Annotated in this window: 23 protein-coding genes, 3 pseudogenes and 1 other annotated feature; of the genes and pseudogenes, 8 read left to right on the top strand and 18 right to left on the bottom strand. The window is 38.8% G+C overall.

The features are described from left to right. Positions 1-52 precede the first annotated feature (52 nt). Complete coding sequence (locus RGF10_RS20280; RefSeq protein WP_318505292.1) at positions 53-358, bottom strand: AzlD domain-containing protein; 306 nt, start codon at positions 356-358, stop codon at positions 53-55. Continuing rightward, positions 351-1,079, bottom strand: a complete 729-nt coding sequence (locus RGF10_RS20285; protein WP_318505294.1) for an AzlC family ABC transporter permease — start codon at positions 1,077-1,079, stop codon at positions 351-353. The genes RGF10_RS20280 and RGF10_RS20285 overlap by 8 nt, the downstream gene beginning before the upstream one ends. Before the next feature lie 289 nt (positions 1,080-1,368). After that, positions 1,369-1,614: a binding site (T-box leader), on the top strand. Positions 1,615-1,718: 104 nt separating this feature from the next. On the opposite strand from RGF10_RS20285, the pseudogene brnQ reads away from it, so the two are divergent. Next, positions 1,719-3,039 (top strand): annotated as a pseudogene (gene brnQ, locus RGF10_RS20290) (branched-chain amino acid transport system II carrier protein). Positions 3,040-3,088: 49 nt separating this feature from the next. Here brnQ and RGF10_RS20295 read toward each other — a convergent pair. Next, positions 3,089-4,457: pseudogene (locus RGF10_RS20295) on the bottom strand (TrkH family potassium uptake protein). A gap of 134 nt (positions 4,458-4,591) precedes the next feature. Beyond that, the gene (locus tag RGF10_RS20300; RefSeq protein ID WP_318509613.1) at positions 4,592-5,299 is read right to left on the bottom strand and encodes a DNA alkylation repair protein; all 708 of its coding nucleotides are present in this window, start codon (positions 5,297-5,299) and stop codon (positions 4,592-4,594) included. A gap of 262 nt (positions 5,300-5,561) precedes the next feature. Here RGF10_RS20300 and RGF10_RS20305 point away from each other — a divergent pair, with 262 nt between their 5' ends. Then, positions 5,562-6,476 carry a putative RNA methyltransferase gene (locus RGF10_RS20305; RefSeq protein ID WP_412176749.1) on the top strand — a complete coding sequence of 305 codons (915 nt, stop codon included), beginning with the start codon at positions 5,562-5,564 and terminating at the stop codon, positions 6,474-6,476. 58 nt (positions 6,477-6,534) lie between these two features. Here RGF10_RS20305 and RGF10_RS20310 read toward each other — a convergent pair whose 3' ends face one another. Next, positions 6,535-7,527, bottom strand: a complete 993-nt coding sequence (locus RGF10_RS20310; protein ID WP_318505298.1) for a zinc-binding dehydrogenase — start codon at positions 7,525-7,527, stop codon at positions 6,535-6,537. A gap of 197 nt (positions 7,528-7,724) precedes the next feature. On the opposite strand from RGF10_RS20310, the gene RGF10_RS20315 reads away from it, so the two are divergent. The 5 genes from RGF10_RS20315 to RGF10_RS20335 are packed head-to-tail and all read left to right on the top strand — an operon-like array spanning position 7,725 to position 11,862. Continuing rightward, positions 7,725-8,528 (top strand): spore germination protein, encoded by an 804-nt coding sequence (locus RGF10_RS20315; RefSeq protein ID WP_318505300.1) that lies wholly within the window; start codon positions 7,725-7,727, stop codon positions 8,526-8,528. After that, on the top strand, positions 8,431-9,282 hold the full coding sequence (locus tag RGF10_RS20320; protein WP_318505302.1) for a spore germination protein: 852 nt from the start codon (positions 8,431-8,433) through the stop codon (positions 9,280-9,282). The genes RGF10_RS20315 and RGF10_RS20320 overlap by 98 nt, the downstream gene beginning before the upstream one ends. After that, a complete protein-coding gene (locus RGF10_RS20325; protein WP_318505305.1) occupies positions 9,279-10,526 on the top strand; it encodes a Ger(x)C family spore germination protein in 1,248 nt (415 codons plus the stop codon). The genes RGF10_RS20320 and RGF10_RS20325 overlap by 4 nt, the downstream gene beginning before the upstream one ends. Positions 10,527-10,529: 3 nt before the next feature. Further along, a complete protein-coding gene (locus tag RGF10_RS20330; protein WP_318505306.1) occupies positions 10,530-10,745 on the top strand; it encodes a hypothetical protein in 216 nt (71 codons plus the stop codon). A 16-nt stretch (positions 10,746-10,761) separates the two neighbouring features. Next, positions 10,762-11,862, top strand: coding sequence for a GerAB/ArcD/ProY family transporter (locus RGF10_RS20335; protein WP_318505308.1), 1,101 nt, complete (start codon positions 10,762-10,764; stop codon positions 11,860-11,862). A 73-nt stretch (positions 11,863-11,935) separates the two neighbouring features. On the opposite strand, the gene RGF10_RS20340 is transcribed toward RGF10_RS20335, so the two are convergent. The 8 genes and pseudogenes from RGF10_RS20340 to RGF10_RS20370 all read right to left on the bottom strand — a co-directional run bounded on the left by RGF10_RS20340 (position 11,936) and on the right by RGF10_RS20370 (position 20,095). Next, positions 11,936-13,269, bottom strand: a protein-coding gene (locus RGF10_RS20340; protein WP_318505310.1) for an IS3 family transposase whose coding sequence is annotated in 2 segments (ribosomal slippage) — positions 11,936-12,897 and positions 12,897-13,269 — 1,335 coding nt in all. Because the reading frame shifts where the segments join, the coding sequence is not laid out codon by codon here. Between the two features lie 130 nt (positions 13,270-13,399). Continuing rightward, positions 13,400-14,194, bottom strand: coding sequence for an ABC transporter ATP-binding protein (locus RGF10_RS20345; RefSeq protein WP_318505312.1), 795 nt, complete (start codon positions 14,192-14,194; stop codon positions 13,400-13,402). Then, entirely contained in the window at positions 14,169-15,197 is a 1,029-nt protein-coding gene (locus tag RGF10_RS20350) for an ABC transporter permease (protein ID WP_318505314.1), read from the bottom strand. Before RGF10_RS20350 ends, RGF10_RS20345 begins: the two co-directional genes overlap by 26 nt. Before the next feature lie 117 nt (positions 15,198-15,314). Continuing rightward, positions 15,315-16,310 carry an ABC transporter substrate-binding protein gene (locus RGF10_RS20355; protein WP_318505316.1) on the bottom strand — a complete coding sequence of 332 codons (996 nt, stop codon included), beginning with the start codon at positions 16,308-16,310 and terminating at the stop codon, positions 15,315-15,317. A 252-nt stretch (positions 16,311-16,562) separates the two neighbouring features. Then, positions 16,563-16,994: an AMP-binding enzyme gene (locus RGF10_RS23980; protein WP_412176750.1), complete on the bottom strand. Its 432-nt coding sequence runs from the start codon at positions 16,992-16,994 to the stop codon at positions 16,563-16,565. 45 nt (positions 16,995-17,039) lie between these two features. Further along, positions 17,040-18,135 (bottom strand): annotated as a pseudogene (locus RGF10_RS20360) (AMP-binding protein); the annotation flags it as partial. Positions 18,136-18,345: 210 nt separating this feature from the next. Continuing rightward, the gene (locus RGF10_RS20365) at positions 18,346-19,335 is read right to left on the bottom strand and encodes a lipoate--protein ligase (protein ID WP_318505318.1); all 990 of its coding nucleotides are present in this window, start codon (positions 19,333-19,335) and stop codon (positions 18,346-18,348) included. A gap of 25 nt (positions 19,336-19,360) precedes the next feature. Next, positions 19,361-20,095 (bottom strand): MBL fold metallo-hydrolase, encoded by a 735-nt coding sequence (locus RGF10_RS20370; RefSeq protein ID WP_318505320.1) that lies wholly within the window; start codon positions 20,093-20,095, stop codon positions 19,361-19,363. Positions 20,096-20,280: 185 nt separating this feature from the next. On the opposite strand from RGF10_RS20370, the gene yhfH reads away from it, so the two are divergent. Further along, complete coding sequence (gene yhfH / locus RGF10_RS20375; RefSeq protein WP_318505322.1) at positions 20,281-20,412, top strand: protein YhfH; 132 nt, start codon at positions 20,281-20,283, stop codon at positions 20,410-20,412. Between the two features lie 69 nt (positions 20,413-20,481). On the opposite strand, the gene RGF10_RS20380 is transcribed toward yhfH, so the two are convergent. From RGF10_RS20380 to hemH, 5 genes are all read right to left on the bottom strand, one after another. Then, a complete protein-coding gene (locus RGF10_RS20380) occupies positions 20,482-22,143 on the bottom strand; it encodes a YhgE/Pip family protein (RefSeq protein WP_318505324.1) in 1,662 nt (553 codons plus the stop codon). Positions 22,144-22,220: 77 nt separating this feature from the next. Further along, complete coding sequence (locus tag RGF10_RS20385) at positions 22,221-22,685, bottom strand: YhgE/Pip domain-containing protein (protein ID WP_318505326.1); 465 nt, start codon at positions 22,683-22,685, stop codon at positions 22,221-22,223. 80 nt (positions 22,686-22,765) lie between these two features. Then, positions 22,766-23,317, bottom strand: a complete 552-nt coding sequence (locus tag RGF10_RS20390; RefSeq protein ID WP_412176751.1) for a TetR/AcrR family transcriptional regulator — start codon at positions 23,315-23,317, stop codon at positions 22,766-22,768. Positions 23,318-23,494: 177 nt separating this feature from the next. Further along, positions 23,495-24,922 (bottom strand): protoporphyrinogen oxidase, encoded by a 1,428-nt coding sequence (gene hemY / locus RGF10_RS20395; protein ID WP_318505329.1) that lies wholly within the window; start codon positions 24,920-24,922, stop codon positions 23,495-23,497. 28 nt (positions 24,923-24,950) lie between these two features. After that, positions 24,951-25,886 (bottom strand): ferrochelatase, encoded by a 936-nt coding sequence (gene hemH, locus RGF10_RS20400; RefSeq protein ID WP_318505331.1) that lies wholly within the window; start codon positions 25,884-25,886, stop codon positions 24,951-24,953. Between the last annotated feature and the right edge of the window lie 170 nt (positions 25,887-26,056).

A 26,056-nucleotide genomic window follows, 5' to 3' on the forward strand; every position in this document is an offset into this window, starting at 1 on the left:
ACAAAAAAGAACCCATCAAAGAATGACGAGTTTCTTTTAGTTGGACATGTATTTAAAACAAAAACGAATAGAGTGTTAAGACAGCGATGGAGCCTAACACGACAATAATAACGTTAGCCCCAAGAAAGGCAACCAAAAAGGCCGCACAAGCTCCGAGCACGCCATACCAAACATCCTCCTGAATCAATAAAACTCCCGGAAAAATGAGCGCCCCTAAGGTTGCGTACGGTACATTTCGCAAAACCCCTTGAATAAAAGGCGGTAGCTGTTTTCCTTTAAACAAAACAAATGGAAGCATTCTTGGAATGAAAGTCACAATTCCCATCCCAAAAATCATCCAGATGATGTGATTATTCAATACCCCTGCCCCCTTGTCTTAGTTTGAACGAATTGACAATCTCAATTATGACAGCGGATAGAAGCGTTGAAACCACAATCGACCAACCAGTTGAAAGCCATTCACCAATAGTAAAAATTGTATTAAATGAAGCGGACATGACCGCTAACAAAACAACTTTGACACTCTTCTTTAACGAAGGAACCAACAGACCGATGAACATCGCATAAAGCGCAACAGACATGCTTTCTTGCAACGTTTGAGGCAAAGCTGACCCTAGCAAATAGCCAACACCTGAGTTAATGACCCAGCTTAAATAAGCAATGATCGTTAAACCAAACATATATCCAGTCGTAACGTTATTCTCGTTTGTTGCTGCGACCGAAAACGTTTCATCTGTAATCCCGAATGAATAAGCGACTTTCTTTTTTGTTTGGTCCTCTTCGCACATTTCATTGAGTGATGCAGACATCAGAAAATGACGAATATTCACAATAAATGTGGTAAGGATGATCTCGAAAGACCCTGTCCCCAAAGAAATTAAACTCAAAGCTATGTATTGTGAGGCACCAGCATAAACAACCAAACTCATTAACACTGTTTCTGTTAAAGTTAATCCTGTCGTTTTGGCTAACAAACCAAACGTTAATGCAATCGGAAAATAGCCAATTGCGATGCTTAGACCTGCTTGCAAACCTTTTTTAAATTCAGAGGCTTGCTTATTCATTACCATTTCTGCCATTTTTCCGCTTACACCACCTAGTAATATTTCAAAATAATAATATTTTATACTGAACAAGTAAATAAGAAAGTTCCTATTTAATTGTTTTATTATACATAAAGGAACCCATTACAGTATGTGAAAAATACTTATCGACACGACATATTATACTATTAAACTGTTTAATAATGAATAAGCAATGCTTATGGACAAAATGACTTTTTTCCAGGGCGTTGCAACTTAATCCATAATTAAAAACTATCAAAAAATATTGACAGCACAATACGACTTTGATAAATTATTTTTAAATAATAATTCGATGACGAGAAGAGTAAGATGGGACCGCTGTTCTAAAGAGAGTCGGCACTTGTTGAAAGTCGATGTTCAGTACCTTTCCGAAGATCATCTCTGAGATGCAAAGCTGAAAATAGTAAGCTTTGACGGTTATTCCCCCGTTACAAAGGAACACGTATGATAGTACGTAGGCTAAAGTGCCGCATGGAAATTGTTTGATGCGGAATTAGGGTGGTAACGCGAGCGCAAACTCGTCCCTTGTACGGGGGCGAGTTTTTTTATTTTTTAGAATAATAAAAGGTGCCTTTAACAGCAAGTATTTGTTAGCCGTAGATAGTGAAAGATAAACAAGAAGGAGAGTTGGGTATGAAACGATTTGATAGTGTATTTATTGGTTTATTTTTATTTTCAATGTTTTTTGGAGCCGGAAATTTAATTTTCCCTCCATTTTTAGGATCCCTTTCAGGGACTTCCTATTGGTTGGCTATTGCTGGCTTTGTTTTAACAGGAGTGGGATTACCCCTAATTGTATTATTGGCTATTTCCTTAGTGAAGGGCGGCGCCAGAGAGATTGGGAATCGCGTTCATCCCGTATTTAGTACAATTTTTATGGTAATTGTCTATTTATCAATTGGACCATTTCTCGCGATTCCAAGAAATGCAACGGTTGCGTTTGAAATGGGAGTTGTACCCTTTGCTAATCCCAGTTGGAATTCAACGCTCACATTGTTTGTCTATTCAGCCGTATTCTTTTTACTCGTCTTTATAATTAGCCTTAATCCATCGAAACTAGAAAAATATATGGGGCGGTGGATTACACCAACATTAGTTTTCTCCATTGTCGTATTATGTGTAATTGGATTTGTAAAGTTGGATGGACCACTTCAAGTGCCAACCGGTGGGTATGAATCGGGCGCATTTTTTAAAGGCTTTCTCGAGGGATACAACACAATGGATGCCTTAGCCTCTTTGGCTTTTGGGATTGTTATTCTTACTGCAATTAAGCAAAGAGGAATACAAGATGAAAAGCTGTTAACTAAATATACAATGAAGGCAGCGTTAGTTGCCAGATTATTGCTAACCATTATTTATGTAAGCATCGGTTGGATGGGTGCAAGAATGGCTAGTACCTGGAACGTTTGAAAATGGAACCCAAATTCTTGCTTCAGCCTCCACCCTTTTATTAGGAAAAAGTGGAACAGCTTTGCTTGGGTTTATCTTTACATTAGCTTGTTTCAATACTGTGGTCGGCTTAACGACAGCGTGCGGCCAATATTTTTCAAACTTAATTCCACGAATGAGCTACAAAACTGTTGTAATCGTGGTTACACTTGTTGGTTTTACTTTAGCGAACCTCGGATTAAACCAAATCCTAAAGGTTTCGGTCCCATTCTTGGTTACAGCGTATCCATTAACAATCGTCTTAATTACGCTTACCTTCTTTAACCGCTTTTTCAAACATTCAAGAGTTGTTTATAGCAGTGCCATGTTATTTACAGGAGTGTTTGCGGTGTTGGGCGGTTTAGCTGCCACTGGCATGAACTTAGGATTTCTGAAAACCGTCAGAGAAAGTCTGCCGTTAGCCTCTGTCGGATTAGAATGGATTGTACCTGCATTAGTCGGTACAGCTATTGGGATGATTATAAGCAGCTTTACTAAACCAGAACCACAACCAATCATAGAATAACGTATTAAAGCGGTGGGGACAGTCCCCCACCGCTTTAATGCGTTACTATTTATCCGATCATGATTTTTTCTTCCACATATTTATATGGTGTTTTTTTGCCAGCTTTCGCCAATGCAAAGGCTATAGTAAGTGGTCCGACTCTACCCATAAACATCAGAATCGTAATAAGTATTTTTCCTATCGAACTAAGTTCAGTTGTTAGCCCCATTGACATCCCAACAGTGCCAAACGCAGAAATAACTTCAAACATTAATACGTTCAGCGGAGCTGTTTCCGTTATCATTAAAATAAATAGCATCGCAAAAATAAGTGCTGCTGAATACAAAGTAATCGAGAACGCTCTAAATACGATGTCCTTTGGTACCCGTCTTTTCAAAACATTGACATCATCTCTTCCTCTAATCAAACTCCAAACAGCAAGGACGATGACAAAAAATGTCGTGACTTTGATTCCGCCTGCTGTCCCACCTGATCCTCCACCAATAAACATAAGCAGCATCGTTACAAACTGGGTCCCAAGAGTCAAATCCCCCATAGCTAAGCTGTTAAAACCCGCAGTTCTCGGAACAATTGCATGGAAATAAGCCCCTAAGAATTTCTCTTTTAGAGATAAGCCTCCTAATGTTCCTGGATTATTGTATTCTAGCAAAAAGATTAAAAAGGTTCCGACTACATTCAATATTATCGTCATAATTAAGACCAATTTTGTATGTAAGGACAGGGTCTTTATCGACCTTTTTCGCAAAATATCTAAAATAACGGTATAGCCAATTCCGCCGATTATAAGTAATGAACTTAGCGTCATAATGATCGTTACGTCTCCGGCATAGTCGGTCATACTTCTAAAATCACCCATTATATCGATTCCAGCATTATTAAAGGCGGAGATTGAATGGAATATTCCATAGTAAATTGATTGGGGAAACCCAAAATCCTTTGCCCAGCGAATGGCTAAAATGACTGCCCCCACCCCTTCAATTAAAAGAGTAAAACCGACTACGAATTTAACGAGTCTTACCATCCCCTCTAAGGAAAGCTGGTTTAAAGATTCCTGAATCATCAGTCTGCTAGACAATCCAATATTTTTCCCAAGAAATAAAGATATAAGGACACCGAAGGTCATAAACCCTAGACCCCCTACTTGAATTAACAGTAGAATAACTATTTGTCCAAACAAAGTGAATGTCGTTTTCGTGTCTACGACAACTAATCCTGTTACACAAACCGCAGTAGTCGCTTCAAATAGTGCATCGATAAAGGATAAATGGTGCCAGGTCTTGTGTCGATATAGGAAGCATAAGCAATAGCGTCCCAATTCCGATAAGGCACAAAAACCCAATTGCTAATGTTTGAGCGGGATTAATTTTAATGAATTTACCTGATCCACTCAGTCTTTTACTATTAAACCATTTGTCCATTTAGATATCTCCTGACATTGAGATTTTCAAGCCAACTTATGTAAATATATCCTTCAATAAAACGTGATCCATATTCAGCATTATAACGCAGTAAAGCGATGGGGGACAGTCCCCCATCGCTTTACTGCGTTACATTAGCAAATGCAAGTTTTTTTCTTGGCACCGACCTTTGATTTCTCTACAATTTTTTTTAGATAATCGGTCGCTAACGGGACTTTACATGCGGTTTGGCCAACATTAACGTGAACCTTTCCAATCTTTTCAGCTACTTCCATCGCTTCATCATGGAGTGAAGCAACAAAAGCACCGACACAAATTACAAACAAATTCATATTATATCGAACTCTGTTTTTTTCAGTATGGATGTTGGCCTCCACTTGCTCCAATAAATGGCGTATTTCATCAAAATCGAGTTTTTCATCGGGAGTAATCGAAAGATAGTTGGCATACGTGCTCCAACCACAACATGCAATCATTTCTTCCTTTGAACTCATCCATTCCCTTGCCATTTCTAACGCATAATCACTTTCAGCAGCAACACCCGCAACTGTATATTCAGCAAGCAAATACCAATAGGCTTTACCCACCCAATTCTGTAACTCCGCCTTTGACATCCGCTTCGGGTTTATCGATAAACCCGATAAATACATTGCATCGGAATTGCCTGTATCAAATAAGGCCAACGCCAAATCATGGTCTTTTTTCACATATTTAACGAGCTTTTTCAAATCCCCAACCTTTACCCCAAAGAGCGGTTCTGTTGCCCCATGTCGGATATGTGTTTTTTTCGTTTGCTCTGTCCCCAATTGTTCAAGCTTAAACATGATTTCTTCTATCGTCATACTTCGTTCACACCCCATTTTCGTTAAAGATATAGAATTATTCCTATAATTAAGATACTTACATTCTCTTTCTTCATCTTTAGCCAAAGTCCTCCTCTCCCATTCTAAACCACTTAGAAAAACAACACTTTAGCACTTTAAAGAAGCGGGGGACAGTCCCCCACTTCTTTAAAGTGCTAAACAGTTTTATGCTAAAATAGATTTGTGTATTTTATCTGGTTTGTTTTGAGGGGTGCTTTTTTTGACATTGCTAAATAAAAGAATGAGTTGTGCAAAATACGTAAGTGAAAATGATTATATTTTCAAATGTCCACTATGTGGTTCAAATTTGAGCGTAATCGAATTAAAAAGCTTAATTTGCCAAAATCGACATACATTTGATTTTACAAAACAAGGTTATCTTAACTTCATGACTCATACTGTTAAAACGAAATATGATAAGAAGCTTTTTGAAGCTCGTAGAAGCCTTATGGCAGAGGTTGGATTTTTCGAACCAGTCGTCACTGAGATTTCCAAATCAATTGTGAACTATGCTTCATTTAAACAAAGTAAAAAGCTAGTTATCCTTGATACAGGCTGTGGAGAAGGAACCCATCTCGCTTCCATTTGCGCTAAAATAAATAAACCAATCGTTGGGATTGGAATCGATATTGCCAAAGACGGGATTATCGTGGCCGCGAAAAACTACGCCAATCAAATTTGGTCTGTTGCCGATTTAGCTCAGTCACCCTTTAATGATCATCAGTTCGATGTCATTCTTAATATTTTATCTCCTTCAAATTATGCTGAATTTTCAAGACTGTTGAAAGATGATGGCGTTGTAATAAAAATTGTCCCACAAAGCGGCTACTTGAAAGAATTACGTGAAGCATTCTATGAAGATTCCGATAAACAAACCTATTCAAACAAAGAGACAGTTGAACATTTTGAAGAAAACTTCCAATTAATTAATCGTTCAAGGGTAACTTATAGTATTCATTTAAATAAAGTAACGCTTCATGCATTGCTTAAAATGACGCCGCTCACTTGGTCCTTAACAGAGGAAAAGATTCAGGCGTATATAGCCACAGCAAGTTCAGCAATAACCGTAGATTTAGAGCTGTTAATAGGGGAAAAAAGAGTAAATACTAAAACGAAAAGACCGACACTCAATCTGTCGGTCTTTTCCGTTACTTAAGTTTATATTATAAATCCTACCGACTAATCGGCAATGGACACAGCTCCAAAAATAAATTTTATTCTATTAAAAACCCTATCTTCCCTAATTGTTCAGCTTTGTCCATCCGCGCTAATGCATCCGCAAATTGCTCTAGCGGATACATCGTATCGATAACAGGTCTGATGGCATGTTTTTCGATAAACTGAAGCATTGCGGCATATTCCTCTCCGCTTCCCATAGTGGAACCAAGGAGGTTAAGCTGACCATAGAAAAAACTGCGTAAATTGATTTGCACATCATCCCCTGCGGACGCTCCAAAGGTTACAATGGTACCCCCAGGTCGAAGCTGCTCCAGTGATTTGTTGAAAGTCGCTGCGCCAACGCATTCAATCACAAGATCCATTTTTACTCCTTCAAGCACTCGACTCCAATCTTCATTGCTATCAAAAGCTTTATCAGCACCGATTGCTAGCGCTTTTTCACATTTTTCCTTCGAACGTGATGTTACATAAACAGTTGCTCCAACTGCCTTTGCAAACTGCAATAACAAAGTGGCGACTCCACTCCCAATTCCTGGTATCAACACATTCATTCCTGCCTTGATTTTTCCACGTGTAAACAAGGCGCGATAAGCAGTCAAGCCAGCTAGTGATAAGACCCCCGCTTCTTCCCACGATAAATAACCTGGTTTCTTCACTGCATTTTCCGCTGGTATAACCACCTTCTCTGCAAAGGTACCATGAAACGGAAGTCCAAGAATTTCAAATCCAGGTGGTGGAGCATCACTGTTTTCCTTCCAGCCAAGGCTAGGATTAATGATAACTTCATCACCAACCTGCACATTGACAACACCTTCCCCAACAGCATCAACAATGCCTGCCCCATCTGACCCAATGATTAGTGGAGGATCTGTTGGTTGATGGCGAGTTAGTGTAAATAAATCGCGATGATTTAAACCTGCAGTTTTTAATTTTACTCTAACCTCTCCTGCTTTTGGCTCCAGTTCTTTGAATTCCTGATATGTAAGCCCTTCCAAACCTGTCTGCCCCTCGTGAACTACAGCTTTCATCTAATCACTCCAATATCTTTTTCTTTGAATGGTAACTCAACAAAAATAATAGCAACCAAACATATTATATATTTTTTCGGCGAATTTCTGTTACTTTTTGTTCTAAGAAAATATAATGTTGGGTCACATTTCTTCGTGGTGATTGCGCATAATTCATCTCGTTTTGGAAAAGTTATCGATTAGGAGGTGCTTGGCGAATGTTCGGACAGGTTACTTTAAGAAATACGCATCGTCACTTTGATGAGCAGAAGGACTCAACTCCACTATCATCTTCTTTTCAAAAAAATATAGAAATACTTACAACGCTGTTTGACGGCTGTGACGATTTAATTATTCATCATACCGAGATCGGAAGCTTTTCTGGCTGCTTCCTCTTTTTACAAGGATTAGTTAAACAACAAGCACTATATGAAATTGAACAAAGGCTGGCTTTACATACTGAGTTCCCAACTAGTCAGGATGATTTACCCTCCTTTATTAGAAAACAATTTACTCTTAGCACGATTATGGAGGCTTTAACATTCCATGACGTATCTACTCAAATCCTAACAGGCAATACCGTACTACTTCTAAATGAATACGAAAAAGCGTTTGTCTTTCACTCTAGTAATGACCATGGACGAATCGTTTCCTCACCAAATTCAGAACGAACTGTTCGTGGCCCTCAAGAAGGATTTGTTGAAGATATTGAAAAAAATCTAAGCTTGATTCGCAGAAAAATCAAAACACATTCATTAAAAGTGGAACACTTAACGATTGGCGAGCAAACCAACACGCAGATTAGTGTTGTTTATATGAAGGGAATTGCCAATGAAGACATCGTTAAAGAGGTCCATAAACGACTATCTCGCATTAAAATCGATGGAATCTTGGATAGTCATTATGTGGAATCGATGATAAAGGATGCTCCAAAGTCACCTGGTACCAACTGTGCTAAGCACAGAACGACCAGATCGTGTATGCGGTGGCTTACTAGAAGGGAAGGTGGCCATTCTTGTTGATGGTTCTCCATTTGTCCTTACAGTCCCTGCTATATTTGTTGAATTTCTCCATTCAAGTGAGGACTACTATGACGGGGCATTGGTCGCTACAATCATCCGCTGGATTCGTTTTCTTGGTCTATTTGTCACACTGATTTTACCAGCCTTTTATGTTGCTCTAATCTCCTTTCATCCAGATTTATTACAAAATCCTTTCATCATACGGATTGCTGCAAATCGGGAAGCATTACCTTATCCAGTCTTAATTGAGGCCATCTTTATGCAAATTACCTTTGAACTACTGCGGGAAGCTGGCTTAAGGATGCCCAAAACATTAGGTGGAGCGATTGTCAGTATTTTAGGTCTTGTTTTGATTGGTCAAGCTGCGGTTCAAGCTGGTATTGTCGGTCCCGTTTTAACTGTAGTTGTTTCTGTTACCGCCTTAACTTCATTTATTTTACCAAACTATGCATTTCATCAAATCATTCGCTTTTCGAGTATTCCCTTACTCATATTGTCTGGCTTATTCGGATTTATGGGAATTATAATTGGGCTTATGTTTGGTTTAACTTATTTAGTTAGCTTGCGTTCTTTCGGTGTACCGTATTTTTCTCCAGTTTCACCAGCACAGAAAGAAAGCTGGAAGGACGTTTTTATTCGTGCTCCCTGGTGGGCTATGGAGACCCGACCAGCTGATTTTGGTAATGAGAATATTGTTCGGGCTGGTTCCACTAATTACACGAAACCTCCAGTAGAAAAGGAGGATGAAGAATGAACTCTATCACATTTACTGATTGCAAACAAAGAATCATTATATGCCTTTGTTTCTTGATCACCCTCCTTCTATCTGGTTGCTGGAGCTCAACTGAAATTCATGAAATGGCGATTACTAACATTATCGGGATTGATGTAAACGATGCAGGAGAATATGAGGTTACCGCTGTTCTAGTTAGACCCTCTTCCCTTTTCTCCACTGTTTCGAATGAGAAAATGTTTGGAGACAACCAGAATAAATTTTTGATTGAAACGGCAACAGGAAAAACCATCTTCAAAGCAATGAATCAATTATCTAATTCAATTTCAGAGAAAATCTATGTAGGTCATATGGAAACCGTTATTTTCGGTGAAAAGGCGGCAAGGGAAAAAATGCAACCTGCTCTTGATTACTTCCATCGAGAGAATGGATTTCGACCTAATATTATACTACTTATAGCCGAAGGAAATGCTGCTGATGTTATTAGAACTTCTCCTAAATTTAATCCATCACTCGGGCTTGAAATATTAGATTTTACGAAAGCAAATCGAAATGTCTCTTCCAACCTAATTAAGGATATTAGTCAATTCATGAAGGAATATTCTCGTAATACGTCCGATCCAGTAACTGGTGTTTTAACTTCAGCGGAAAAGCTCAAAATTCAAGCTGAAGGCGAAAAACAACACCTTGATACTAATCAACAAAAACAATTGAAAGTCGCCAGTTTAGATGGAACAGCGGTTTTTAAGGAAGGAAAATTAAAAGGCTTTTTAAACGAGGAAGAAACGCGTGGATTATTATGGATCCTTGGTGATTTACAAAATGATGTGATTGTGTTGGACTGCGGCAATAAAACAGATGAGAATGTAAGCATCATTGCAAGAAATACAGAGACACAATTCATTCCAGATACAGATAAAAACACAATGACGGTTAAAATGAATGTTGAGGCTGATATTGGCGAAATAACCTGTTCAAACCTCAAATTAGACAGCACTCAACTTAATAAACTCAATCAACAATTAGAAGAGCAAATTGTAAAGGAAGCAAATACTGTATTAAACAAAGCTCAAAAACAATGGCAAACAGATATCTTTGCTTTTGGTGAGGTCATTTATCGGACTGATCCCAAAAAATGGAATGAATTCGCTCCAAAGTGGCGAAAAGGTGGACTAAAAAATTTAAAAGTTAATATTAAAGTACACGCAAACATTTCACGCTATGGTTTACATAAAGAGCCTAGCAAAGCAAATGAATCGAGGTAAAGTATGAAATTATTATCCTTCTTACTATTTGTTGGGCTGGTGGTCATTTCTACCTGGCCTCACCTATACTATTTATGGAAAAGAGAAGAGCATAAAACCTTCAAAGTAGTAATAGGAATCCTAAGCCTAGCTGCTGTTGCTGGGGTCATCTTGATTTTCGGTATCCAAGTTCCTTCCATCGCTAGCTTATTCAATGGTCTAAACGATCTTGTGAAATGAAACGGAGGTATCGAACATGATTGAACAAGGGAGAATCAGCAACACTCAAGCTGCAATGTTGGCTATTACCTCCTTGACCATAATCGGTCACCTGATTTTATTAACAGTGATTCTATCCCAAAGTCGTCAAGACGGTTGGATCGCCGCTATTGTAGGTACCGTACTTGGGTTTATCGGTATACTTTCTTTAGTAAAACTATCGCAAACCTTCCCTGGTCTAACTTTAATTGAAATCCTGTTTCAGCATTTCTCATGGCTGGGCAAATGCCTAGGTATAGTTTATCTTATTTATTTTTTTATTATGGTGATTTTAGGAACAAGATTATTTGTTGAAGCATACAAACGAATCATGCCTGAAACACCAGCATGGGCTTTCGTGACGATTATTCTTCTGCTAACAGCCTTTATTGTTTATCTTGGTTTGGAGACACTGGGACGTTTAAATCAGATTATGCTACCTATACTCGTGTTTTTCGCACTTGCGGTTGTTTTTTTAACTATGGGTGGACACAAAGACTATGCAAACCTGTTGCCAATCTTAGGTAACGGTATCCGTCCCGTCGCAACTGGCTCTCTCTCCGTGATGGCATGGTTTGGTGAATTCGTCATAATGGGAATGATTCTTCCTTATGTACAAAGGCCAAAAATATTAGTTAAAACTGGAGCATGGTCAGCTCTTATTACCTTAATTTTTTTCCTTGGACCGATCACAGGTCCAGTCGCATTGTTCGGTCCTGTTGAAGCAGCTAAAATGACTTTTCCAACCTTTTCAGAGGTTCGCTATATTGCAGCTGGGGAAGTAATCAACCGATTCGATACGATTGCCATTTTGTTTTGGACCGTAGGCTCCATGATTCGGATTGCATTGTTTTTTTACGGACTTAGCTTAGGAATTGGGCAAGCATTCAAGCTATCATCCTACAAACCGCTTGTCATCCCACTGGCATGGCTTATTGGTGTCTTCTCCCTCCTTTTCGCCAAAAATTATGCGGAGTTTAATGAGTTCTTATTTCAGTCATACGTGCCATTGAATCTAATTATGGGAGCGTTTATCCCAGTCATCTTGATTGTACTAACGATGGTTTTCTTTCGAAAAAAGGAGCGGAAAACAGCTTGATAAATCTAAATGAAAAAGCACGCCCATTTGGAAATGAACTGTGCCCCCGTTTACGGACAGTTTAAAAAAGCGCCTATGCAGCTAATAAGTGGCCCAGGTATTGTACCAGGGTCATTTTATTTAAGCCCCATTGATAACGGTGATGGTTATATTCTTCGATTACTCGATCTACTTCTCTCTTAACCTCTTTTAAATTATCTAAGGATTTATACTCTGCTAAATCCTTAAAATGTCCAAAGAAGCTTTCCATTGGTGCGTTATCCCAACAGTTTCCCTTTCGGGACATTGATTGAGTTATGCCAAGCTTTTTCACTTTGCTTTGGAATAGAGGATGCGTATAGTGGACACCTTGGTCAGAATGTAACATGGCTTCTGGGTGAAAATGATTGCTGACAGCTACTTTTAACTTTTTTAACGTCTTATAGACGATATCCATCTCTAAAGATGTGGACAAGTGGTACGCAATAATTTCCCTTGTAGCTCCATCCTTTACGCAAGATAAATATGCTTTTTGACCCTTTCCAAAATAGAGATAAGTAATGTCAGTAAGCAGGACTTTCCCTGGTTCTTCCTGATTGAATTCTCGGTTAAGAAGGTTAGGGCAGGTTCGATGTTCCTGGGTTGCCTTGGCCATCTTACGATAGGGATTGGCCTTCCTTACTTTGGTTACAAGATTATATTTTGCCATTAGACGCCTAATTTTTTTGTGATTCATTATGGCTGTATAATCATTCTCCATAATCATTTTAATCTGGAGGGCACCTACTTTTTCCTTTTTGCTAATGAAAATTTCTTGGATTAACTCTATATCCAATTCATCCTGCTCGTCACGTTGTGCACGTAAAGGTGCAGCCTTCAACCAATCATAGTAGCCACTACGGCTTACACCTGCCAGTTTACACAGGAAGGAAACAGCTTTCTTTAACTGATGTATTCTTAACGTTTTCTCGATTAGAGAAAACTTTTCAGCTGCCGTTAAAATCGTTTCTTCTTCAGCGCCTGCCTTTCTAACTCTTCCAGCTTTTTTAGGAAGTCATTCTCTGCCTCAAGGAATTTAATTCTTGCCTCAGCTTTTCGTAATTTCTCTTCCACGGAAAGATGCTTTGAAGAAGGGCGTCCTGTACTCCCTTTGCCTCTGCGTTCTGTAAGGAAACCATCCTCTCCAAACCTTTTATACGAATCCCTCCAACGCCTAAGACAACGTTTAGGTTGATCTTTACCGATCATGTTGAGGTCAAAGCCATGTTCAATAAAGATTTGTGATGGTGTTTTTCCACTTTTGTAATCCGTAACTGCTTTTACCTTAAATTCCGGACTATACGAGATTGACCTTTCAGAAACGCTCACAACATTAGGATTCTTCTCAAGCTCTTTAATTTGGAATTCATTATAAATATTCTTACTCATGATAATCCTCCGCCCATATTCATTAAATCTATTGAAACACAAAAAACCCCGGAATAGGGGCACTTTTTTATCAGTGTCCGTTATCCAGGGTATAGTTCAAAAAATAAGGGGCGTGCTTTTTTTCTTTATTCTAAATCAATACAGCTCGGTCACTGTTCATTTTTTCTCCACGAATTCGTTGGAATTCAGCTAGAAGTCGGTCAATCGTTAAATCCTTCTTCTGTTCCTCATTTGCTTCGAAAATAATTTGACCTTTATCCATCATAATCAAGCGATTCCCAAGATCTAACGCCTGCTGCATATTATGCGTAACCATCAGCGTCGTCAAATGATATTCATTAACAATTTCCTTTGTTAATTGCGTCACCAGCTCAGCACGTGATGGATCTAGCGCTGCAGTATGCTCATCTAAAAGCAGAATTTTGGGCTCGGTAAAAGTCGCCATTAACAATGATAATGCTTGCCGCTCACCACCCGATAATAAACCGGCTTTCGCCTGCAAGCGGTTCTCCAAACCTAAATGAAGCATTTCTAGCTTCTCTTTAAAGAAATCACGTCGTTTTTTTGATAGTCCACTTCGCAAGCCTCGCACACCTACTCTTGAGTAGGCAATCGCCAAATTTTCTTCAATCGTCATTTTGGGTGCTGTACCAGCCATTGGATCCTGAAACACGCGGCCAATAAGCTTTGCGCGTTTGTGCTCTCTCACATTTGTCACGTTACTTCCATCAATTGAAACCGTCCCAATATCCGTGATGAGCTTCCCTGAAATAATGTTCATTAACGTCGATTTTCCTGCTCCATTACTACCGATAACTGTGACAAAATCCCCCTTTTTCATATTCAGACTAACATGATCCAAGGCGATTTTCTCATCTGGTGTACCTTCATTGAAAACCTTAAATATCTGATTTAATTGAAGCAAGCTGCTCACCACTTTTCTTTACTGAACTTTGACTTTTTCTTGCCTCTAACAGCCGTTTGCGCTTCCGTTTTCGTTCACGCTGTGCTCCCATTATTTTAGGAATTACAAGAGCAATGATGACAATGCAGGCTGTAATTAATTTCATATCACCTGTATCAAGAAATTCGACGCGAAGCGCAAGTGAAACGATGATACGATATAGAACCGCACCACCAATGACAGCTAGAGTTGCGCGTACGATACTTTTTGTTCCGAAGACAGCTTCACCGATAATGACAGAGGCAAGACCAATGACGATCATTCCAATCCCCATTCCAACATCGCTAAATCCACCGTACTGTGCAATCAATGCACCAGATAGAGCGACTAAACCATTAGAAATCCCTAAACCTAACGTTTTCAAGAAATCAGTATTAGCCGAGAAACTACGGATCATTGTTTCATTGTCACCAGTCGCACGAATGGCCAAACCTAAATCAGTTTTTAAAAACCAATCAATTGCAAATTTCACCACTAAAGTTAGTACAAGCATAACCAATAAGATGCCCCATGTTCTAGGAACATAATCTCCCAAGCCCATGCTGATAAACAGTGATTCAAGCCCAGCATCAATGCCTAGCTTGCTCCAAAAATCATTGATTTGGGTAATAACCGTTTCTTCTTGTAATAGTGGGACATTCGATTTCCCCATAATTCGTAGATTAATAGAGTAAAGGGCAATCATCATCAGAATTCCCGACAAAAGCGGATTTATTTTACCCTTTGTATGAAGTAATCCTGTTAATAATCCAGCTAGAACACCAGCCAGAAGTGCGGCAATTGTAGCCAGAACAGGACTAACACCCTCAACAATGAGAACAGCGGCGACAGAAGCTCCTGTTACGAAGCTCCCATCCACCGTTAAGTCCGGAAAATCTAATATTCTAAAAGAAAGGTAAACTCCTAAAGCCATCAGTGCATAAATGACACCAGCTTCTACAGAGCCAAATATTGCGGTAAACATATAACTCTTCCTTTCTATCATGGCTGTAATCTAGCTTTTTGCACTTGATGAGCCTTCTAATCATCGTAGAACGTAAACGATCACTCGCTCCATATGTTTAAACAATTGTTCTAAGTGTTATTTTGTAAATTCAGCCATTGAATTCCATTCATCTTTAATTTCAACGCCCATTTTTGATGCGGCATCCTTATTAATTAACAGCTTTAGTTTCTGAGGATATTGTACAGGAAGTTCACTTGGTTTTTTCTCACCTTTTAAAATTTGTGCAGCCATTTCACCTGCTTCATAGCCAATATCATAATAATCGAAGCCATAAGCTGCAAATCCACCGCGTTTTACTGAATCAAGTTCCCCTACAAATAGTGGTAATTTTTGTTCATTTGAAACTTGTACAACTGATTCTAACGCCGAAACAACTGTGTTATCGGTAATGATGTAAATCATATCAACCTTGCCAATTAAAGATTCAGCGGCCTGCTTTACTTCTGCAGACGTAGATACTGTCGCTTCAACTAATTTCAGATCCGTTCCCTTCATTGCCTTTTTAACAAGGTCAATTTGTGCAACTGAATTCTGTTCGCCGGCATTATAGATAACCCCAACATTTTTCCCTTCGAACTGTTCATCCATAAATTTAACGGTGTTTGGAATCGCATCAGGATGAGTATCGGTTGTTCCTGTAATATTAGCTCCTGGTTCGTCCATCGATTTAACTAGACCACCACCAACAGGATCGGTTACAGAAGTAAACACAATTGGGATATCCTTTGTTGCATTTAATGCTCCTAAAGCACTAGGTGTTGAATTGGCGAAAATTAAATCTACTCCATCACCAACAAAATTATTAGCTATACTTTGGTTATTATTTTGATCACCTTGTGCGATCTGAACATCAAAATCGACATCTAAACCTGCATCTTTAAGCGCCTTTTTAAAACCATCATATGCAGCATCTAACGATGGATGCTCGACGATTTGCGTCACACCCACTTTATATGTTTTTTTAGAGTCTTTATCATCTCCAGCTTTATCGGTTTCTTTACTGCTACAGCCAGTTAGTAGTAATCCGCCAATTAAGCCTGCTGTTACAAAACTTTTCCAGTTTTTCTTCACATTTCTTCCCCCATTCAGTTTTTTGCTTTTTCACATAACCGCTTTTATGCACTAAATTATATCGCAAAACTATTTTTAATTGCAAGTATTTTTAGATATTTCGAAAACCCTCTAAGAAACATTGTGTCAGAAATTGTTCGTTTCCTTTATTTTCAACATAAAATAAAGGATATCGATGTTAATATGAGCCCTGTCCTAACCAGAACAGAAGGTTGCTCAAAAACATCGGTATCCCCTTTTAAGTAGCTTTTTTTACTTTCCCTGTAAAATGTTTTGTCTTAACGCTCTTCTTAGTATTTTGCCAGTCGTATTTTTGGGAAGCTCTGTTAAAAACTGGATTGTTTTTGGGATTTTATATTTTGCTAAGGACTCTTGACAATAGGTAATAAGATTCTCTTCTGTTAGGAATGGATTTTTACTTACAACAAAACATTTTACTTGTTCACCAAATTCAGGGTCTGGAACGCCAAGAACAGCGACTTCAACTATGTCCAGATGGTTATATATCACTTCTTCAACCTCGCGTGGATATACATTGTAGCCACCGACAACAATCATATCCTTCTTCCGATCAACAATATAAAAATAGCCCTCCTCATCCTTTCTTGCTAAATCACCTGTATATAACCATCCATTGCGAATCGTAGCCTCCGTTTCTTCAGGCATTTTATAATAGCCTTTCATAACGTTAGGCCCTCGGACAATCAGTTCTCCAACCTCGCCAACTGGTAACTCCTCCCCTAATGGGTTGACAACTTTATTTTTCACATTCATAATCGACGTTCCAATCGAACCAGGTTTTCTAGGGCGATCTACCGGATTGAAGCAGGTAACAGGTGAAGCCTCAGAAAGACCATAACCTTCAGAAATGACAACTTGAAATTTCTTTTCAAAATTTTGAAGCAAAGCAACCGGCATAGATGCTCCACCGGAAATACATAAACGCAAGGAATGGAGATCGGCAGGATCACCGTCAGGATATTGCAGTAAAAATGAGTACATCGTCGGCACCCCAGCAAAAATGGTTGGCTTGTACCTTTTTGCTAGTGAAAAAACCTCTTTTGGACTGAATTTTGGCTCAATTAATAAAGTACCACCACACATTAATGGTGCATTTAAGGCAACGGTTAAGCAAAACACATGAAACATTGGCAGGACCGTTATGATGCGATCTTCTTCGTTCATTCGCAAATATTTTCCAGGTATCTCTTGCATTTCGATATAAATTTTGATGAGTTAGCATTGCTCCCTTTGGTTTGCCTGTCGTTCCTGAGGTATATAAAATAACGGCTGTTTCATCACTATCAAGCTGAGGCCATGAAAAATCTGACACGTCTATATTCATAACACCTGAAAGCGATTTCATTTTTTCGTTATTGATTTTGACAGGAGGCTCATTATCGATAGTTGCTTCGCAGATGATAAAGTGCTGAATTGACGGTAGAATTGTATCTATTTTTTCAACTAATGGAAGTAAAGGCTCTGCAGCAATAACAGCCTTAACATCCCCATTCATCACGATATAGCTAATTTCGTCAGGGGTATAAATGGGATTGATGGGTATAGCAGTAGCTCCAACGCGCAGAACACCATATAGACTGATAATAAATTGAGGGGAATTTCCTAATAATAAAGCGACGTGATCTCCTTTTTTGATGCCTAAGCTTTGAAGACCTGCTGCAAATTTTGTAATAGAAGCGTCTAACTCTGCGTAGGAACATGATTGGCCATTAAAGATGTAAGCAGTTTTTTGCGGAAGATTCTTCGAAATTTCATGCAATTGCCAGCTTAAATTCATTTCCTTCTCCCCTTTACCCATATACATTTATGAATGGCGATTCATTCATTTTGAAAATTGTAAATTTTCTAAATACATCATAATACATTCCGATACCACATTCAAGAAAATAAATCTATATTCTGTGTTTTAATCATTTTATTACGCCTTTACGAACTAATTATTCTGTTTTATCCAAAATAAAATAAGATCCTCCCACTAAAAAAAACGGTGCATTTGCACCGTTTCTTATCTCAATTAATAAAGTAATTGAACGAATTCTTCTTTCGTAATATTCCCAAAGAAATGTTTAATTTCTATTTCAGAAAGCGCATCCTCGATTGCCTTCTTTTCATAGTTTATTCCAGTAAGCAGTCTTTCAATATCACACACATTTCCGACCCCAAAGAAATCCCCAAATATTTTGCACTGTTCAATTTGGCCCTTATGAACCTCAAGGCGAATATCAATTTGTCCTATTGGGAAGCGATGCGAATGCTGCAAATTAAATTTTGGTGATTTGCCATAATTCCAATCCCAATTTTGATACCGTTCCTTAGATAGCTGATGAATCTGCTCCCAATCATCATCTGTTAAGACATATTCAGGAATTTCTTTGTCTGTTCCGAATATACTTTGCAAAAGTTTTAAGCGAAATTCCTCAATCGTGATTTTGTTTGATAAAAATTCAAAGATATTTGCAACACGACTGCGAATCGATTTAATTCCCTTTGATTCAATTTTGTCCTTTTTTACCTTTAATGCGGAAACAACACTGTCGATTTCCGAATCAAACATTAGCGTTCCATGACTAAACATTCTTCCTTTAGTCGAGAATTGAGCATTACCAGAAATTTTCCGCCCTTCAACAACAAGATCATTCCTACCACTTAATTCTGCATTCACACCAAGCTGTTGAAGCGCCTCAATCACTGGTTGTGTAAACTTCAAGAAATTATGAAAACTCTCGCCATCATCCTTCGTGATAAAGCTGAAATTCAAGTTACCTAAATCATGATAAACAGCTCCACCTCCTGAAAGACGACGCACGACTTGAATTTCATTTGCTTCGACATATTCTGTGTTGATTTCCTCAATCGTATTTTGATTTTTCCCAATAATAATCGATGGAGAATTTATGTAAAACAATAAATACGTTTCATTAATATCTAAATTTTTTAAGGCGTACTCTTCAATCGCTAAATTGATCCGAGCATCTGTAATTCCTTTGTTATCAATAAATAACATTTTACACACTCCCTTATGTATAGAGTTAAATGTCTACAACCATATCTTGAGCAGCCAATACAATCGCACCCGCGTAATGCTGTGAGGCTTCCATAACAAGCTGCTGTAAATCTCCGAAATGCGGAAGATGGGTAAGGATCAGTTTCTTCACATTAGCTTGTGCGGCTAGAGTGCCGGCATCGAAGCTTGTCATATGCCCTGCCCCTTTTCCATTCATGTTGCCAAATAGGTTACATTCACATAACAGCAAATCGGCGTCCTTGCTAAAGTCGATTAGTTCTTCTTTAAACGCTGTATCAGCTGTATACACGAATACCTTTTGATCTGCTTCGATTCTCATCGCATAGCATGGTACAGGATGCTCTGTTCGTAAAAAGCGAATCGTAAGCGGCCCAACATTAATGGTTGCTTTCGGGTCATAAGCAACACCATTTGTTATGTTTTTATAGGTAAGCTTTGAAAACTCCAGGCTGTTTAAAGCATGTCCATATATAGGTAAGCACGGTACTTGATTACCCAAAAATCCTTGGATTAAAAGCGCATGCTGAAGTACACCAATATCAGCTATATGATCCGCATGATAATGGGACAGGATCAATCCATTTAGTTCTTCTGGCTTAATTAAGTTCTGAAGCTTGGATAAAACCCCGCTCCCACAATCAACGAGTAAATTGTATCCATTTTGCTTAAGCAGATACCCTGAGCTTGCTTCATTTGCTTTTGGATAACCACCCCAACAACCAACAATTGATAGTTGCATGCTCTTGCCTCCAGTCGCCATTTCTATTTAAAGTTCACAGTATTACTATACTCGATTACGCCCATTTTTTACATTTTAACTAAATTGTTTTAAAACACATATTGACTGTTGATTTGTGTTATACTACAATCAAACTAACATTTCAAATATTCACACATTTTCAATCAAAAAGGAGGATTTTCACCATGCTAGAAAACGCCTTAGAATTTTTCAGAAATTTACCACCGAAAAACTGTACTGAATGCGGTGATGTGATTGAAGAGCAACATGAATGTTACGGTAACAAATGTGAAAAGTGTTTAAGTGTTACAGCCTAAACTTCTAATTGGATATCTACCATTACTTTCTTATAAAAAATCACCCCAAAAAATTGGGGTGATTTTCTGTTACTCAGTTAATGTTGCTGCTGAGAAACGTCGCTTATGCATCATGGTGAAATAAGAAATCGTACCTGTAATAAAGGCAAGGATATACAAGCCTAAAATGACAACATTTTGCCACAAGCTCGCAAAATCTCCGCTTGAAATGACATCTTTAAATCCTTTAACACTGTAGGTCATCGGTAAGAATGCATTAAAGTGTTGAAGAAAATCTGGTATCAATTCCAGCGGGAAGGTTCCTGCACTGGTTGTTAATTGTAAAATCAAGATAATAATCGCAACAAACCGTCCAGCATCCCCTAACGATGTAACTAACATCTGTACTAACGTGATAAAAGTTAGACTTGTTACAATGGCAAAGAGAAGAAATAACGGGATATTTTGAACCTCAATCCCTAAACCAACTACTATAACCAATACGGCAAGTAACGCTTGGATGATCCCTATGACAGAAATAACAGCAAATTTACTTAAGAACCAGCTGAAGGCATTTTTAGGTTTGCCAACTGATTCACGTAATGGGAAGACGATTGAAAGCAATAATGCACCAACAAATAGGCCGAGTGAAAGAAAATAAGGTGCAAATCCAGTCCCATAATTCGGTACTTCATTCACTTTTTCATTTTTCACCTCAACGGGTGCAGCCATCATATTATAGGTCTTGTTAGAGCCGTGAACTGAGGCAGTTTGCTCTGCCCCCTCAGCTAATTTTGATGCTAATTCCTGTGAACCATTCGTCAGTTTTTCATTTCCATCTACTAGTTGTTGTGATCCAGCTGCTAATTTGCCAGCACCATCAACTATTTTTGTCGTTCCATCAGCAAGCTTCGTCACACCATTAGATAATTCATCCGAACCTTGTGCTAGAGCTTTAGAACCGCTACTTGCTTGAGCCAATTTTTCATTAAACAATTTCATTCCAGCAATGAATTTCTCCTGTCCAGTCACAATGGTGTTAGCACCGGTTTCCAACCTGACACTTCCGTCAGAGATTTGACCGATTCCAGATTGTAGAAGTTTTTGTCCTGCCGCAAGATTTCCTAACCCTGTTGATAAATTTTCTCCTCCAGCAGCAATGCTTCCAGCAGCACTTGCAAGTCCTGCATTGCCAGCAGATAATTGCTTTGTACCATCCGATAGTTTTGTTAAAGTCGTACGTAAGGCCTCCTGCTGTTCAGGTGGCAACTGGCTTATAATCGGCTGCAATTGCTGCTCTAGCCCTTGAACACCTAAATTTATTTGTTTAGCAGAATCGGATGCAGTTTGCGCACTTGTCTGCCATTGTTGTAATGAAGAAGTTAATTTTTGCTCACCTGTTTGCAGTTGTTCCGTGCCAGCTATCAACGCAGGAATTTTTGCCTCAACCTGCTCCAGTCCTGATTTCGATTGCGATAAACCCGCAGCAAGTTCACTCTCACCTGTTAAAAGCTGCTCTGAAGCAGTTTCAAGCCGCTTATGCCCTTCCCCAAGCTCTGATAATCCACCAGAAAGGGTGTTAACACCTGTTGCCAATACCACGGAACCAGCATTTGCCTTGTTTATTCCAGTTTGAAACTGTAGTGATTTCGCTGCTAATTCTGATAATGATGATGATAAAGTTTCAGAACCACCCTGTAACTCTTTTGCACCCTGGGCTACTTTCCCAGCGCCATCACTAGCCTGATCCATTCCGTCGGAAATTTCGCCCACTTTATCAAACAATGTTTGTGCATATGTTTCTGATACCTTTTCAGCAACAGATGCTTTTATTTTTCGATTGCTGTTCCACCAATTTGTGAAGAGAGAAAGTTATAACTCTCGTTTGGTACATAAACAAGCTTTAACTTTTTCGGATCCTTCTCGAGCAAAGTCGTTGCATTTTCTGAAAAGTCACTTGGTATATCTATTAACAAATAATATTTTTGCTGTTTTAGTTCATCTAAGGCTTTCGATTTTTCATTTACTATATGAAATTGAAACTCAGCACTTTCCTTAAGCTTCTCAGTCAAATCTTTTCCTAAATTAATCTTTTTACCATCAAAGCTTGCGCCACTGTCTTCATTGACAACTACAACTGGAAGATCCGCTAAGCGTTCATATGGATCCCAAAATGCCCAGAGAAACATTCCAGCGTACAAAACAGGGATGAATAATATTGCAATCACAGGAATTAGCAGCTTTTTATTACGAAGTATCGCAAGCCATTCTCCCTTAATTAAATTCCCTTTCAAGTTAAAGCCTCCTCAAATATCTTATTGACCATTTTGTTCATTTAGTCATTTTATCGCAAAAGAAAAGACTATCTAGTCTCCTATTTAGATAATCCTTTCACGATATATCTTTCAAATAGTTTTGCTATTTCTTCCTTTGATAGTGGTACGTGCCTTTTTTCCCAATCAAAAATCAAGGCAATGTACATTTTAATAATAATAAACGCAGTTATTTCCGGGTCACAGCTCTCTATTTCCTTTCTTTCTACCCCAATGATCAGCTTTTCCTTAATATAGCTAATAATGGTTTGCTCAACCTTCGCAATCACTTCTTGAACTGCCAGTGTCCCCATTTCCCTTTCTTCCTGAAAAAGCTTGATCATCAATTGATGCTGACTACGAAATTCAATCATTTTGAACAGAGCACGATGCAGATTTTCATGGAAATGAAGCGCTGGATCGATTGCTTCATCTGCTGCTGCTTTCATTTCGAAAATTAAACCTGAAATAATTTCATCAAACAGCTCTTCTTTATTTTTAAAAAAGGTATAAATCGTTCCTTTCCCAACGTTGGCCAATTTGGCGACTTGGTCCATTGTCGTTGCCTTAAATCCAAATAAAGAAAATGATTTTGTCGCAGCCTCTAGTATCATCTGTTTTCGATTTACTCCCAACACTGCACCTCTTTTCTTGATAAAAATGACCAGATGAACAATTTGGTCATTCGGTATGAAAATAATTTATCAAATAACAAATGAAATTGCAAGTAAAAAAAGCAAAAGCACCCTCCAAAACTTTATACCATTTCCACTTACAAAAAAAGCAACTGCTTAAGAAACAGTTGCTTTTTGTAAGTATTGAAGCACTTTCTTGACTGCTGCCTCTGCTTGGTCAATACAATCGGGCACACCAATTCCTTGATAGGAGCTTCCGGCAAGAAAAATGCCTGGTAGCTCTTCTGCCATCATTTCCGTAACTGAATCTATTCGTTTCTGATGGCCGACTGTGTATTGTGGCATCGAATCCTTCCAGCGTGTCACTACGGATAATTCTGGTTTTTCTGTTATGTCCATTGTTTTGTTTAAATCATCTAGGACAATATTTATTATCTCATCATCTGACAAGTCAACAATTGTCTCATGACCTGGTCTCCCAACATAGCAACGGAGTAAAACCTTACCCTTCGGTGTACTGTGCGGCCATTTTTTATGTGTCCACGTACAAGCTGTGATTGAAAAGTCACTATTTCTTGATACAACGAAGCCTGTCCCATTTATGTCCTTTTTTATCGCCTTTTCGGGAAATGCAAGGGCGACAGTAGCGACCGAGGTTGCAGGGACATCTTTAAAAACAGAGAAATAATTGTATTTAGAAAAGATCGATGATGCGGTAAGATGCGGAACGGCCACAACAACACTGTCAGCCATGATTCTTTCTCTACTATTTAACTCTATCTCATATTCCTCTCCAGCTTTTGTAACCGCCTCGACACGGTAGCCCTTAATGACAGATTGTGGTTGAAGCTTCGATTCGATTGCTTCGACAAAGGATTGCAAACCTGTTTCAACAGTTAAGAAAACCCCCTTTTTCTTCGAAGAGCCTTCCGTGCTTTTTGACTTTTGCGGTGATGTTTTTCTCATTCCAAGAATTAAACTGCGGTATTTTTGCTCCACCTGATAAAACTGTGGAAATGTAGACATTAAGCTAAGCTGATCAATATCCCCAGCATAGATTCCCGATAAGAGAGGTTCAATTAAATTTTCCAATACCTCATCCCCCAACCGGCGCCTAAAGAAATGTCCTAGTGACTGATCCTCCTTCATGCATGATCTCGGGATCAGCAAATCAGCCGCCGCTCTCATCTTACCAGTTACTGAGAATAACTGGGTTGTGATAAAAGGACCTACTTCCGTTGGAATTCCCATAATCGAGCCACCTGGCATCGGGTATATCCGCTCATTTGCAAGAATAAAGGATTGACCTGCCGAATTGTTTACGAGAAGATGGTCTATTCCCACCTCCTTCGCAAGTCGCAAGGCACTCTGTTTCCGCTCGAGGAACGAATCAGGACCTCTTTCAATAACATACCCATCTTGAACAACCGTTTGTATTTTTCCACCGAGCCGATGAGATGCTTCAATTAGCTTCACTTCAAAAGGTAGGTTATGTTCGGCAGCATGCTTTTGCAAGTAGTAGGCTGTTGCGAGACCTGTTATTCCGCCCCCAATAATAACTACCCTTTGTTTTTTTTCTAACATGGTAAAACCCTTCTTTTCAATAAATTCATTAATGATCAGACAATTTTTTTAATACGACTGTAGCCATTGCATCAATAAATTCCGGCTGAGAGTTTGGCATCTCTGGTCGATAATAGCTAGCACCTACTCTGTCTGTCACTGCCTTACATTCTGTATCATTGTCATATAGTACTTCTAAATGGTCAGCGACAAAACCAACTGGAGTGAAGACAAATGCTTTATAGCCCTCTTTTTCAAATAATTCAGAGGTTAAATCCTGTACATCAGGACCAAGCCAAGGCTCCGGAGTATTCCCCGCACTTTGCCAGCCAACTGTATAATTTTTTATTCCCGCTTCTGTTGCGATCAGATCTGCCGTTTCTTGAAGCTGTTCTGGATATGGATCGCCTAGTTGGACAATTTTTTCTGGAAGGCTGTGGGCTGAAACGATTAGCATCGCATGTTCTTTTTCCTCAACAGGCATTTGCTCAAATGTAGTTTTAACCTTGTTAGCCCAATAACCAATAAACTTTGGTTCCTGATACCAGCTTTCTACTGATACAATCGAAGGACCTCCAAGTTTTTCAGCCTCTTCCTGTGCTCGTCCATTATATGATTTTATACTGAAGGTTGAAAAATGAGGGGCTAGAACGATACTAACAGCTTCACTGATTCCATCTTCATACATTTGTTTAACAGCGTCTTCAATAAAAGGTTCAATATGCTTAAGTCCTAAGTACATCTTAAACTCTATTTCATCTTGAATTATGTTCAAATGCTCTTCTAGCTTTTTTGCTTGGTCTAGTGTAATTCTAGCTAAAGGAGAAATGCCACCAATCGCTTCATAGCGATTCTTTAAATCCTCGAGCATTTCTGGTGATGGCTTTCGGCCACGACGGATATGTGTATAGTACCGTTCAATGTCCTCTTCTCTGGTTGGTGTTCCATATGCCATAACTAGAAGTCCCATTTTCTTTTTGCTCATTTGTCTCCACCTATTCTCTACTTTTATCTTCCTGTGTATTTTCCCAAAAAGTGAGGAATTTTACCAATAAAAAAACTTCTATTATTAATGCTTTGCTAAATTTGTCTGTTGATTTCCGCTGCAGGTACTCCCTTTCCGCGGGGGAGTCTCGCACCTTCCGCTCCAATCAA

The sequence above is a fragment of the Bacillus sp. T3 genome, from assembly GCF_033449965.1.
GTDB lineage: Bacteria > Bacillota > Bacilli > Bacillales > Cytobacillaceae > Bacillus_BU.